The sequence below is a fragment of the Pedobacter sp. BG31 genome (assembly GCF_042464845.1).
Classification (GTDB): domain Bacteria; phylum Bacteroidota; class Bacteroidia; order Sphingobacteriales; family Sphingobacteriaceae; genus Pedobacter; species Pedobacter suwonensis.
In genome coordinates this window covers 46,832-60,174 of sequence record NZ_JBHNZK010000019.1, presented here as the reverse complement: position 1 = coordinate 60,174, position 13,343 = coordinate 46,832, and the positions used below count along the sequence as shown (strand labels likewise).

10 protein-coding genes are annotated in these 13,343 nt (G+C 37.2%); 4 read left to right on the top strand and 6 right to left on the bottom strand.

The window, feature by feature from the left end:
• Positions 1-120 precede the first annotated feature (120 nt).
• From ACFE6N_RS19610 to ACFE6N_RS19595, 4 genes are all read right to left on the bottom strand, one after another.
• Positions 121-1,806 (bottom strand): alpha/beta hydrolase-fold protein, encoded by a 1,686-nt coding sequence (locus ACFE6N_RS19610; RefSeq protein WP_378939268.1) that lies wholly within the window; start codon positions 1,804-1,806, stop codon positions 121-123.
• A gap of 68 nt (positions 1,807-1,874) precedes the next feature.
• Entirely contained in the window at positions 1,875-2,699 is an 825-nt protein-coding gene (locus ACFE6N_RS19605; protein ID WP_378939266.1) for a helix-turn-helix domain-containing protein, read from the bottom strand.
• A gap of 35 nt (positions 2,700-2,734) precedes the next feature.
• Entirely contained in the window at positions 2,735-4,594 is a 1,860-nt protein-coding gene (locus tag ACFE6N_RS19600; RefSeq protein ID WP_378939263.1) for a M1 family metallopeptidase, read from the bottom strand.
• Positions 4,595-4,681: 87 nt separating this feature from the next.
• The gene (locus tag ACFE6N_RS19595; protein ID WP_090987285.1) at positions 4,682-5,635 is read right to left on the bottom strand and encodes an exonuclease domain-containing protein; all 954 of its coding nucleotides are present in this window, start codon (positions 5,633-5,635) and stop codon (positions 4,682-4,684) included.
• 184 nt (positions 5,636-5,819) lie between these two features.
• On the opposite strand from ACFE6N_RS19595, the gene ACFE6N_RS19590 reads away from it, so the two are divergent.
• Both ACFE6N_RS19590 and ACFE6N_RS19585 read left to right on the top strand, forming a co-directional pair.
• Positions 5,820-7,793: a transglutaminase domain-containing protein gene (locus ACFE6N_RS19590; protein WP_378939261.1), complete on the top strand. Its 1,974-nt coding sequence runs from the start codon at positions 5,820-5,822 to the stop codon at positions 7,791-7,793.
• A 1-nt stretch (position 7,794) separates the two neighbouring features.
• Positions 7,795-9,702, top strand: a complete 1,908-nt coding sequence (locus ACFE6N_RS19585; RefSeq protein ID WP_378939259.1) for a DUF3857 domain-containing protein — start codon at positions 7,795-7,797, stop codon at positions 9,700-9,702.
• Here the strand turns inward: ACFE6N_RS19585 and ACFE6N_RS19580 are convergent.
• Complete coding sequence (locus tag ACFE6N_RS19580) at positions 9,686-9,808, bottom strand: hypothetical protein (protein WP_262987391.1); 123 nt, start codon at positions 9,806-9,808, stop codon at positions 9,686-9,688. The genes ACFE6N_RS19585 and ACFE6N_RS19580 overlap by 17 nt on opposite strands.
• 243 nt (positions 9,809-10,051) lie before the next feature.
• Between ACFE6N_RS19580 and ACFE6N_RS19575 the strand changes: the two genes are divergently transcribed.
• Positions 10,052-10,837: a murein L,D-transpeptidase catalytic domain family protein gene (locus tag ACFE6N_RS19575; RefSeq protein WP_378939257.1), complete on the top strand. Its 786-nt coding sequence runs from the start codon at positions 10,052-10,054 to the stop codon at positions 10,835-10,837.
• On the opposite strand, the gene ACFE6N_RS19570 is transcribed toward ACFE6N_RS19575, so the two are convergent.
• On the bottom strand, positions 10,834-11,286 hold the full coding sequence (locus ACFE6N_RS19570; RefSeq protein ID WP_378939255.1) for a hypothetical protein: 453 nt from the start codon (positions 11,284-11,286) through the stop codon (positions 10,834-10,836). The two genes, ACFE6N_RS19575 and ACFE6N_RS19570, sit on opposite strands and share 4 nt — an antisense overlap.
• A gap of 202 nt (positions 11,287-11,488) precedes the next feature.
• Here ACFE6N_RS19570 and ACFE6N_RS19565 point away from each other — a divergent pair, with 202 nt between their 5' ends.
• Positions 11,489-13,342 carry a DNA topoisomerase 3 gene (locus ACFE6N_RS19565; RefSeq protein WP_378939253.1) on the top strand — a complete coding sequence of 618 codons (1,854 nt, stop codon included), beginning with the start codon at positions 11,489-11,491 and terminating at the stop codon, positions 13,340-13,342.
• Position 13,343: the final 1 nt, after the last annotated feature.

Here is a 13,343-nt window from a genome sequence, read left to right as displayed (position 1 = left end):
CCATCTGGTCAGTAATGACAGTGATTCCCGGCTTATATTACACATAACTGATTAATTGACAAGTTTTTATACACAAAAATCTACCGGAGTAAAAAACATATCGATTTTCTTACCAGAAAATTAGTTTAATATTAAAATTTCTATCCGATCAATCCATACTGCCTTGCGATCGTAAGTTTTATAAAAATTATCTAACATAAAATTTCTATCATAAATAGCCATTTTTTCTGCTCGTTTAATTCCATTTATAAAAACGGAAACCTTTTTACTTACATCAATCATTTCGGGTGATAGAAAAATAGTCAACGATTTAACGCGTGATGTTTCTATATGAAATTCATTATTGCTAAAGGTAGCCCTAACTGCACCTGACTTTCTCGGGAAGTTAAATGCTTTGAATAAAGTATCTGTTGTGATTACTGTATCTTTCAATTGATCATATTCAACCAATTTATACACGTCGAAATTTATTTTTTCGTGCCAGTCGGCCTGTTTACTAACTGTATCCAATGCCGTAATTTCGATCCAGTCTGTTTTACCATATTTGACATCATCACATTCCCAATAGATGGATTTTTGAAATGGTTTTCTGGTTCTGTTTTTTAAATCCCTAAATAACAACTGGTAAGCAGGTTCAGATTCATCAAACTGGGGGAACCAATGCGGCCATCCGTTGAATCGGTGATCCTGATAATCCGCACCTATTTTTTTCATTATTACATTTAAAGAGTCATTTGCATCTGGTGGAAAATAGTAATCTTCATCCGTAGAAACGTTAAAAAACGATCTGTTTAAAATATTTTGTACAAATGTACCTCCTGTTCTCACTTTTGGTTGTGTATTAAATCCGTAAAAGCCGGCAAAAGGACTTTGTTGCTTCATCAGATAAGAAAAAGAACCTGTCGCTCCGTTTGAATGGCCCGTGATAAAAACTTTATCATCATCCACATTAACAGATTTTTTAATTTCCCTTAATATTGCGGGCACCATAAAAAAGCCATTATCAGGATACATCCAATTATACTTCTTTGATCCTTTTGGATAAACCATTATCACCTCATCTACTGCAGCATATTTAGTATAGTATCTGTTCCAGCCCCCCATAATCCAGGATGCCTTTTGAAAATTAGACAAGCCATTACTGCTTACCGCACCATGAAGAAAAAACAATAAAGGATACCTTTTTTTAGGATTGTAGTGTGATGGTAAACTAATATAATATGAGGTAGTTAAACTATCTGTCACTTTAAATTTAATGGAATAACCAGTGTACTTTTTTGGTTGATATCTATCGAATGATTTAATATGTTGGTAGGCTTGTTGCCCGTCCTTAGCTTTAATATATGTATTCTGTTTTAAATGGCCTGCCTGGAACTCAATCTGCCGATCGTGCAACTTTTTAAAAAAAACCGACTTCATCTTTTGAGCTTTAGCCGACACAATACGCCATCTGCTATCGTTGAAAAGATTTTTATATTCATTTTGAGGATGCTTAAAAGTTAAATAATCCCAAGTAGTTCTTTCATCGCTATTCAATGCCAGAAGATGATTTAGATATTTAAATGCATCATTATTATCTTTAAGTTCTGAAGCAAGAACAGATGCTTTGTAGAGTGATTGCACATCTAACTCTTTTGGAAATAATGTAAATGCCTTTTTATATAAGTTTAGAGATTTTCTGGAATCGACAGTATCCTTTGCATTTGACCTCAGATATAATGCGCTATCGGTTAGCTCCTTAAAGGTTTGCGCATTTATTTTTAAAACAATAATTAAAAATAAAAGCAACATCACATTTTTCTTCATAACTTTTGAATCAATGCTCAAATTTAAGAGAGGATCGGATGCCGTAATTGTAAAATTGGGACATTTGGTTATTGGCTAAACTTCCAGAAAGTATCTTCTTTACCTATAACCTTTCCATCATTAAAAAACTTAGCCGGAGAAGCACCCGTAAGTAATTTGCAAACTTTAACAAAATGAGATTGATCGGTATAATTTGCCTGATGAGAAAGAGCCGAAAAGTTCTGATCACTGTTACTACTTAACTTGTTCGCCATTAGTTCTCTAAAACGCACAATAGATCTGTATTTCTGGGGACTGATGTCAAGATATTTATGAAATAACCTGTTTAAATGCTTTCTACTGATGCCCAGTTTATGCTCCGCTAAAGAATCGATTGAAATATCAGTAACGTTATCACGAAATAAGTCTAATGCTGCTTCAATGTAGATGTTCTCCACTTTGACATACCTTTTTATAAGCATTGAGTCAAACAAATCCACAAGCTTCTGAATTTCAGTCGTTTGAAATAAGAGCATTATTTCTTGCTCTTCAAAAAAAGAAAAATTTGCATTAAATGGCAATAGCGATGAAGCGCCTGAGAATTGATTGATTCCAAAGGGGTTAAAAACAATTGCAATTTTAAAAACAGCACCGGTTTGTGTAACCTTCAATGGACGTTCTCTGATTGGGGTATAAATCTGAACTGGTTTTGACTCCACATCAAACTGTACAATAGAATGGTCTTGTTCGTATTTAAAACGATGACTCTTATAAAGCGAAATGGTATTGTTATAATGAGGATAGCAAATATACTCGTTTTTCTCACTTTGCTCATCGGAAACGTGTAGATAATAATAGCTTACATATTTTCTTATCAGCTTATTTTCTGGCTTAAAGGTTTCAAATATGTGCATTAAAAAACTTATTAAATATAATTCACTCCATCAAACTAATGTACCGAAAAACTATTGTCACTTTTAACCTTATCTGGTGTGTGTGGATTTCCCATCACTACTTTCGATAATTTTTTGTTAGTCTTCACTTCAATTTTTACCAGTCGGTCGCCTTTTTCCCATACGCCAATCGTGCTGTGATTTTTTTCGGTAGTACCATCTTCAAAGGTCAGCGCTAAATCGACAGGCAATGGTTTAACACTTTTATTTTCGACAGTTACAGTATATCCGGCTGAAGTTTTATCTACCGCTTTAATGGCCATATCGGTTACACCATCTTCAAAAAACCAGGCCTTCCAAAACCAGTTTAAATTTTTCCCACTGCCTGTATTTATGCTGTTAAAGAAATCGTAGGGCATTGGGTGTTTGCCGTTCCAGTTTTGAATGTAAGTGTGCAAAGCTTTGGTAAACAGTTCATCACCCAGATAATCTTTGATATATAAATAAGCTAAACCCGGCTTTGGATACGAATTGGTGAAAGATCCCGATCCTTTTAGGTCGGGTGTTAAAGTCATAATTGGTGTATCATCTTTACCACCAGAAGATGAAGCGGTAGGCTGTACGCCATATTCATCCACAATGGTAGAATCAATCATTGGTGATATTAACCATTCACCAATAGTTGCCCAGCCCTCATCCATCCAACCATACTTGGTTTCGTTTATGCCCATATAAAAGGGAAACATGGTATGGAAGATTTCATGATCAGTTAAAGTAATGGCATCAACCCTGTTATCTACCGGATTGTCATTTACCATCATCGGATATTCCATCTGGTCCAAACCATCAAATATCGTTTCATGGTTGTAGGGAAAAGGCCATTTAGGAAAAGTATAACTCATGGCCTCTACCGTCTTACGCGCAAAATCTATCACCTCATAATAATCCTTATGTCTGGGGTTAAAAACCGCATCTACCCGTGTTCTCCTTTTTGTTTTAGGATCAACCACCAAACTGCACGATTTCCATAAGTAATGGTCGCTCAAAGCAAATACAAAATCAGTTACATGTTTAGCTTCAAACTTAAAGGTATTAAATGCGTTGGGTTTGGTCACTCTTTTATCTGCCAGATCCTTATCGGTAATCACATCAATTACAGCATCATTTTTTTCTGCAGTTAACATCCTCGAAACGATATCTTTCTGAAAAACTTCTGAAGGATTTTTCAGATCGCCGGTTGCCCATACACCATAAGTTCCCGGAACAGTAATAGAAGCATTAAACTGATCAAAGTCGTTATAAAATTCCTCAGCACCGATATACGGGAATTTATTCCAGCCATCAATATCATCGTAAACTGCAATACGAGGGAAAAAATAGGCAATAAAATACGAACCATCATCTACCTGACCTGTACGAACATGTGATCCTTTATTTAGGAAATAACTATAATCAATTGCGAAACTAACGGTTTTGCCTGGTATAACAGCAGGAACATTAACGGTCATATTTGTTCCATCAATCGTAAAATCAGTAACGGTTTTTCCGTTTGCTACCATTTTTTCTATTGCTACACCCTCGCCAAGATCAGAGGCTGCCAGTTTAGATTTTCTTGGCGTTCCCTTTTTATATAAATTTGGATATAATTTAAACCAGATCTCTTTCAGCGTATCCGGACTATTGTTGGTATACGTTACCTGAACCTTTCCTTTCAACAACCTGCTGGCTGGATTAAAATTTATATTTAAATCGTATCTGGCGGTATTTTGCCAGTAATTTTTGCCAGGTTTGCCAATTACATTTCGGGTTTCTTTCTGATAGGCCTTTTGAAAAACGGGCGCTATCGGTAAGGTAGTCTGCGCACTGACATAGATTGCAGTACAGAATAAAAGGCCAAATATTTTTATAGATTTCATCTTTTGAGCTTAGGGCTGAGCGCAGTGCGCATAGCGTTTAACTTCAATTAACCATTTTATACAATTAACCGATTCACGAGCTAATTATTACTTGCCGAACTTCATTTTTAACTGCTCCAGCATATCCGAATTAATTGGTTGAGCAGGTTTTTCGGGCTTTGGTTGAGGTTTCTGTTGATATTGCGGTTTATTTGCGGGTGCATTATGCTGGGGTTTCGCCGGCCTGTTCTCATTTTTCTTTGCATTGAATTTTGCCCACTCCTCGTCTAATTTCTTCTTTGTATATAAAGGGAAATCGCCATTTTTCATCCAGGCATAATAACTAGGTTCTACTGAAAATACCTGCGCAGTGGTTTTACCCTTGTGTTTACCAAAGTTAAAACAAACCTCATCCTTATCATTGTAAACCAAACGACCGGCAAAATCTACAGGTTTATTAATATTGGTAAAAATATGTAGTGCATCTACGTCGTTTACCACCGGAATACATTTTACACCTTGTTTATTCTCAAACTCAGTTTCTTTGTACATTTCAAGCTGGCCGAGCAGAACTTTGTAGGTGGCAATCACATCAGCTTCAGCCGCATGTGCATTAATTAAATCTTCCTGGCAATAAAATTTATAGGCTGCTTTTAAGGTACGTTGCTCCATCTGGTGGAAAATATTCTGTACATCAACAAATTTGCGGTTGCTCATGTCGAAATCTATTTCCGCCCTTAAAAATTCCTCCAAAAGCATGGGGATATCAAATTTATTTGAATTGTATCCGGCCAGGTCACTATCACCAATAAATGCTGCAATTTCTGCTGCCAGGGTTTTAAAGGTAGGTTTGTCTGCAACGTCTTCATCATAAATACCATGTATTAATGAAGTTTGCAAAGGAATGGGCATTTCTGGATTGACGCGCCAGGTTTTAACAATTTCAGAACCATCTGGCATGGCTTTTAAAACCGCTATTTCAACGATTCTGTCAGCTCCAACATTAACTCCAGTAGCTTCTAAATCAAAAAATGCTAAAGGGCGCTTTAAATTTAATTTCATTTCTTAAGATGTGAGATTAGCGACATTAGATTAGGATCGGAATGTCAAAATTCTTTTTTTCAAAAGTGCTAAAAAGGTTTCATTAGTTCTGTAAAACACCTTTATTAATTTATAAATTTAATTGTCAAATTATTTTAGAATATTCGTTACTAACATTAACTTGCGGCAATTTACACACGCTCAAATGAATAAAATCTTCGCCCTGTTACCCCTTTTTTTTCTATCACTAACTACTCAGGCACAAAACTTTACCTTCGGTTCTATTACTTACGACGATTACGAATTCGACAAAAAGAAATTAGACAGTAATGCCAATGCCATCGTTTTAAAAGAATTCGGCACCGCCTCAATCCAGCAAGATGATGCTACAGGAAGTTTAGAACTGGTTTTTGAACACCATGTTAAAATCAAAATCTTTAACAAGGACGGCTTTAAAGAGGCCAATATTGTTATTCCGACCTATAAAGATGAATCCCGCGAGGAAACGATCAGTGAAATAAAGGCATCTACTTTTAATCATATCGGTAATGATTATACCGAAACAATTATGGATAAAAAAGCCATTTTCGTTGAGAACAGGTCTAAATATACCAGACTGACCAAGTTTACACTTCCAAACCTTAAAGAAGGATCGGTTATTGAATACAGTTATAAATTAAAATCGCCCAACTTATTTAATTTCAGAACATGGGAATTTCAGAGCAATATTCCGAAGGTCATAAGTGAATATCTGGTTTATATTCCCGGCATTTATAATTACAACGTATCGTTACGTGGTTTCCAGAAGCTGACGGATCAAAAAGCTGAACTCAGCAGAGAATGTTTAAGGCTATCGGGCGTACCTATTGATTGTTCTAAAATCAATTACACGATGAAGAATATTCCGGCTTTTATCGAAGAAGATAATATGACCGCGCCCAGTAACTTCAAATCGGCGATTTATTTTGAACTTTCTGATGTTCAGAATTTAAACGGCAGTAAAACATCCTATACCAAAACCTGGAAAGATATTGATTTTGAGCTGTCATCTTATAAAACACTGGGCAGCCAGATGAAAAGAAAAGATGTTTTTAAAGATCTTATCCCGGAAATCACAAAAGGAAGTTCATCAGATTTAGATAAAGCGAAGTCCGTTTATAATTATATCAAAAAGCAGATCAAGTGGAATAATTACTACGGAAAGTACTCAGAAGATAACATCAAAAAAGCACTGGATAGCAGATCGGGAAATGTAGCAGATGTTAACCTGAGCTTAATTGCAGCGCTTTCTGCTGCCGGTTTGGATGCTGAAGCCGTAATTCTATCAACCCGTGATAATGGAACGGTAAACAAGCTTTACCCTGTAATGAGTGATTTTAACTATTTGATTGCCAAGGTAAATATTGCCGATAAAAGTTATTTACTGGATGCTACAGAACCACTACTACCTTTCGGTTTACTACCGCTACGCTGCATAAATGACCAGGGACGTGTAATCAACTTAAAAAAACCGTCTTATTGGATCGATTTAATTGCGAGTCAAAAATCGACAACCAGTTACATCATGACCGGAAAGATGACCGTTGATGGAAAAATTATTGGTACTTTAACCACCTATACAACGGGTTATGCGGCATACGGAAAGCGGAAAGAAATCCTTCAACACAGTTCTCCAGATGAATATGTAGAGAAGCTTGATGAGCGATTAACCAGAATAAAAATATTGGATCATCAAATTTCAAATCTGGATAGTGTTGAGAATTCTCTGGAAGAGAAATATGAGGTAGAACTCACCATAAACGATGGCACAAATAAAGATCAGTTTTATTTTAGCCCTTTTTTTATCCATACCATCTCGAAAAATCCATTTAATTTGAACGAGCGTACCTACCCTGTTGATTTAGGTGCAGCGTCTGATGAGCGCATTACCATTAACGTGCTTTTACCCGAAAAATACGTGTTACTGGAAAAACCAAAAGATATGGCCATCGCTTTACCTAATGCGGGCGGAAAGTATTTGTTGCAAACCGCTCTGGATGATAATACCATTTCAATGAACCAGATTTTGCAGTTCAACAATGCTATTTATCAGCCCGAAGAATATCTTTTCCTAAAAGAATTTTACAGCAAAATTATTCAAAACCAAAAAACAGAGTGTTTATTAAAAAAGACAAATTAAAATGAGGTTACTATTTACCATTCTTGCCTTATTTTTAGTTTCTGTTGCAAGTTTTGCACAAGATAACTACGATGTTGATTTAATTCCATCAAATCTCCGTAACCGAGCCAACGCCTGTATCCGTAATGAGGAAACAACTGTCGACATGCGTTCGCCTGATAACGTTTTACTAAATGTGAAAAAGGCCATTACGGTTTTTAACCAAAATGGTGAAGCGCAGGCACGTTTAGTAATCTTCTACGATAAAAATATTTCGATAAAAGGCATCAAGGGAGAAGTTTACAACAGTGTTGGCAAACTGACGCATAAATTCTCTCAAAATGATTTTGCTGACATGAGCGCCGCAGATGGGTTTTCGCTTTTTGTTGATAGCCGTGTTAAACACTATCTGCCATCGGTAACTGAGTATCCTTATACGCTTGTATATAATTATGAGATAAGAAATAAGCAAAATCTAATTATCCCTGATTGGACACCTAAACCCGCAGATGACGTTTCGGTAGAAAAAAGCACTTACACCTTTATCTGCAAGCCAACGGACGACGTTAGAATAAAAACGCAAAATTATACCGGAAAACCAGAAATTATAACAGATGAAAAACAGCGAAAATCTGTTTGGAAAGTGAATAACATTTTAGCTGTTAAACCCGAACCCTACAGTCCGGCACGGGATACCTATTTTACCAACATACAGATTGCCCCAAAAGCGTTTTATTATTACAATCATAAAGGCATTTATACCGATTGGAAAGAGCTGGGCAAATGGATTTATGACGATTTACTGGTAGCCCGTAAAGCTTTGCCCGTATCTACCATTGAGATGATCAAAGACCTGGTAAAAAACGAAAAAACAGACAAAGATAAAGCGCGTAAAATTTATCAGTATTTACAGGATAAAACCAGGTATATCAGCGTCCAGATTGGTATTGGTGGTTTTCAGCCCGTTGCAGCAAGCGAGGTAGACCGACTGGGTTATGGCGACTGTAAAGCGCTGGTCAATTACATGCAAAGTTTACTCCAGGCTGTAAATATAACATCTTATTACTGTGTGGTATCAGCTGGTTCTGAAAAGAAGAGCATGGACCCATCATATGCCAGTATGGATCAGGGCAATCATATTATTCTCTGCATGCCGTTAGATGGTGATACCACCTGGCTGGAATGCACCAGCCAAAAAATTCCATTTGGTTATTTAAGTGATTTTACTGATGACAGAATGGTATTGGCCTGCACAGCAGATGGCGGAAAACTATTGCGTACCCCAAAACTGACTACAGATGAAAACCTGCAGGTACGCAAGGCTGAGTTAACACTACAAGCAGACGGAAGCATAGCCGGCAAAATGCATACCGCTTACACTGGCTCACAATATGAAAACCAGGAACGCCTGATCGATAAACCGATAACAGAACAGCATAAATTATTAAAAGAGACTTATAATATTGATAATATCGATTTTGAAACGGTTTCATTCGTTCAAAAAAAGGACATCAAGCCTAAACTGGTGGAAGATATAACCGTCAGTATCCGAAATTATGCACCTGTAAACGGGAATAAGATGTTTTTACAGCTTAATGCCTTTAACGTAAAACGATCAGTCCCCGAAGTAAAAAACAGGACATTACCTGTTTATATCAACCGTGGTTATACCGATGAGGACACTATTGTTTATACGCTGCCTGATAATGTAGATTCAGAATTAATAACCGGGCAAAATAAAACCTTTAAAAATGCATTTGGCGAGTACATCTGCAAAGCGAATGTAGAAGGAAATAAGTTAACCTATTACCGAAAATTTATTTTAAACGATGGGACATTCCCAGCTGAACGGTATGCTGAATTTTCGAAATTTATAAACGACGTAAATGCTGCCGATTATCTAAAATTAGCCATTAGCTTAAAAAAATAATCCCGAGTCCAATACCGATGATCATGATCAGGTACATCAAAATCTCTGTCGTGGCAAATTTCTTGTACTTCGTCCAGAAAGAATAATCATTTTCGTTGTTTGGCATGCTTATTTATTTTGTGCGGTAAAAATAGGCAAATAGATTTAGAACAAAAGATATATTTTAGTTTCTCGCTATCTCAAAAGCTCCTTTTAAAACCATAAAAAATTCAAAATATTCAAAAAAGCTATCGGGATATGGCCAGTATTGTTTAAAACATCATGTATATTAGCATTACAAACTAAATGCAGGCAATATTTATATAATATCATCGTATAAATAATGCTGAATTAAACTAAACCAAACTGAATGAAGAAGTATGTCATGCGCTTTGCTACGGCTTTTTTAATGGTCATGAGCATTATCGGAACAAGCTGGAAAGCAATAGATCGTCAACAAACACAACACGATGTAATTAAAAATATAGCGGCAGATAGTCTGTACAGCCAACTCGTTTCCAGTATATACCATGAAATTCATTTAGATGCTGTGGGATTGACACAGCAGGTTTTTGAAAAAGCATTAACCGGTTTTTACAACATGAAATATTCCGGCCTGGTAAATGCCAAATCCATTTTAACCATTGCCGATTTTGATCAGGAAAGTACCAGAAAGCGCCTATATATTATTGATTTAGCTGATAGAAAGTTGATTCTAAATACCTGGGTTGCACACGGGCAAAACAGCGGTGGCGATAAACCTTCATCATTCTCAAATAAGATAAATTCAAATCAAAGCAGCCTGGGTTTCTATTTAACAGGTGAGATATATTATGGCAAACATGGCCGTTCGCTTAAATTAGACGGTATGGATCAAGATTTTAACAACAATGCAAGGGAAAGATCGATTGTGGTGCACGGTGCCAGTTATGTGAGTCAGAAAAGCATAGACGAATTGGGAAGACTGGGTAGAAGTCAGGGCTGCCCTGCTGTTCCGGCTAAACTGGCAGATGACATCATTAATACCATTTCAGACCATACAGTGCTTTATATCCATAACTCAAACCAATTATATTATTCTTCTTTTTTAAACGAAACGCTTGCGGCAAGTGTGGCTTTAAACCAACCACAGGTTTTTGCTTCAAAGACAGATTAATGAGGTTTAATGTTTTTGGCGTTTAGCTTTTTAGGAAAAATTTTGATAAAAAGTGATTGGCTGCCTGCAAGCAAATCCCAAACCCAACGGTTCCCATCAACACCTTTTTCGCCGCAATCTACAACCTCAGCGCGTTTGAGTAATTTTTTAACAATCGCCTGGATCCATTTTATCCCTACAATCCGGTTAAAGTGCAATCCCAAATAGTCGCAATATACATGTACAAGAATCTCTACGATAAGCGAGGCATTTGATATTGCGAGTTTCTTTCCAAAATGTTGTTCATAATCATCCTTAATGGTATTGACCAGAACTTCAAACCGTTCAAGCCTGACCACTGCTGTTCCTTCAAGATAAGACCAGAGTTGTGCATTACTGTACACCCGGATTAGTTTTGGCTCAAGTCCCACTTTAATTTGTTTTTCTTTCAGTTGGTAAATTTTATCCATTCATTAAAATAATTGTGAAGGTTAGATATACATATTACCGAATTGTTAATCAATCCGATATAAAAACCGCCGACCCAACTGATGGACAAAGTTATCTGGTAATTGTTTACAAAAAGGTTTATTAAAAGGCATTGTGAGTAATTTTTTTAAGCTATTGCCAATATTTTAATCATCTTTGGGGTTTGAAAAGATAAGCCCATTCATGAAGATTGTAATTGCAGAAAAGCCTTCTGTTGGTCGTGAACTTGCTAAAGTTTTCGGAGCAACCACCAGAAAAGATGGATACATTGAAGGTAAAGGATATTCTTTTACCTGGGCATTCGGGCATTTATTGCAATTGGCTCCTCCTCAGGATTATGGTTTTATTGGCTGGCGGAAGCAACATTTGCCCATGCTTCCGCAGAAGTTTAAACTCGCTGTCAGAAAGATTAAAACAAAAGATGGTTTTGTGGAAGATCCTGCGGTACGCAAACAATTGGACACGATCAAAAAACTTTTTGATGAAGCAAGTGAAATTATCGTAGCAACGGATGCGGGGCGCGAGGGTGAATTGATTTTCAGGTACATTTATTATTACCTAAAATGCAAAAAACCATTTAAACGCCTCTGGATCTCTTCACAAACCGATGAAGCCATAAAAGATGGATTCAGGAATTTAAAACCCGGAACCGATTACGATACCTTATTTAATTCGGCCCATTGCCGTTCGGAGTCTGACTGGCTGGTGGGCATGAATGCCACGCAGGCACTCAGCATATCTGCAGGCAACAGAACAGTTCTTTCCTTAGGAAGAGTACAAACACCTACCCTGGCGATGATCTGTGCGCGTTTTTTAGAGATTAAAAATTTCGTTCCTCAAACCTATTATCAGATCAGTATTTTGCTGGCCAAAGATGAACAGGTTTTTAAAGCCATATCAACCGCTAACTACAAGGAAAAGGAAGAGGCTGAAAAATTATTTGCCTTGGTAGAAGATGTGGCTTCCGGCTTTCCAACTGGTGGAAATATTACGGCTGTAGAAGCGAAACCAAGGAAAGAACCTCCTCCGCTACTGCATGACTTAAGCAGTTTGCAGCAAGAAGCCAATAAGAAAAAAGGATATACCGCCGACCAGACCCTTAGTATTTTACAGAACCTGTATGAGAGTAAACTGGTTTCTTACCCCCGTACCGGCTCGCGCTATATCGGTGATGATATTTTTGCCGGCGTTCCGGATTTGATTGCAAAATTTACCAGTCATCCTGATTTTGGAAAACAAGCGCAGTTTTTACAAACGGTAACCCTGAATAAGCGCAGTGTGAACGCCAAAAAAGTAACCGATCACCATGCAATTCTGCCGACCGGCGAACAGGCCTACGGATTGAGTTCGGATAAACAGGCGATATACGATATGGTTGTTGGCCGTATGATTGAGTCATTTCATCAGGAATGCATGAAGGAATTAACCAAGATAACCATTCAATCAGGCGTTACTTTTGTGGCTAATGGAACGGTAATCCGTTCTGCAGGCTGGCGTGCCGTTTTTAACGACCCTGAAGATGATAAAAAGGATGAAGACAATGCAGCATTGCCAAAGGTGGCGGTTGGCGAACAATTGCCTATCACTGAAAAATCTTTTTTGGAAAAACAAACCAAACCTAAGCCCATGTATAATGAAGCTTCATTATTAAAGGCGCTGGAAACGTGCGGCAAAGAAATTGAAGATGAAGAATTGCGTTATGCCATGAAAGATAGTGGTTTAGGTACACCGGCAACACGTGCATCTATCATAGAAACTTTAATTACCAGAGAATACATTACCAGGGAAAAAAGGAATCTTGTACCCACCAATAAAGGCCTGGCGGTTTACGAAGTAGTAAAAGATAAACAAATTGCACAGGCAGAACTTACAGGACAATGGGAAAAGAGACTGGAAGAAATCCGTTCAGGTTCATCAGTAAAAGATTTTAAATCTGAAATTACTGAATACACCAAAACCATTACACATGAACTTTTAATTGCAGGCGCCAGCATATCAGGCAAGCTCGAGGAAGAAAAGAAGATGGAAAAAGTTTAGC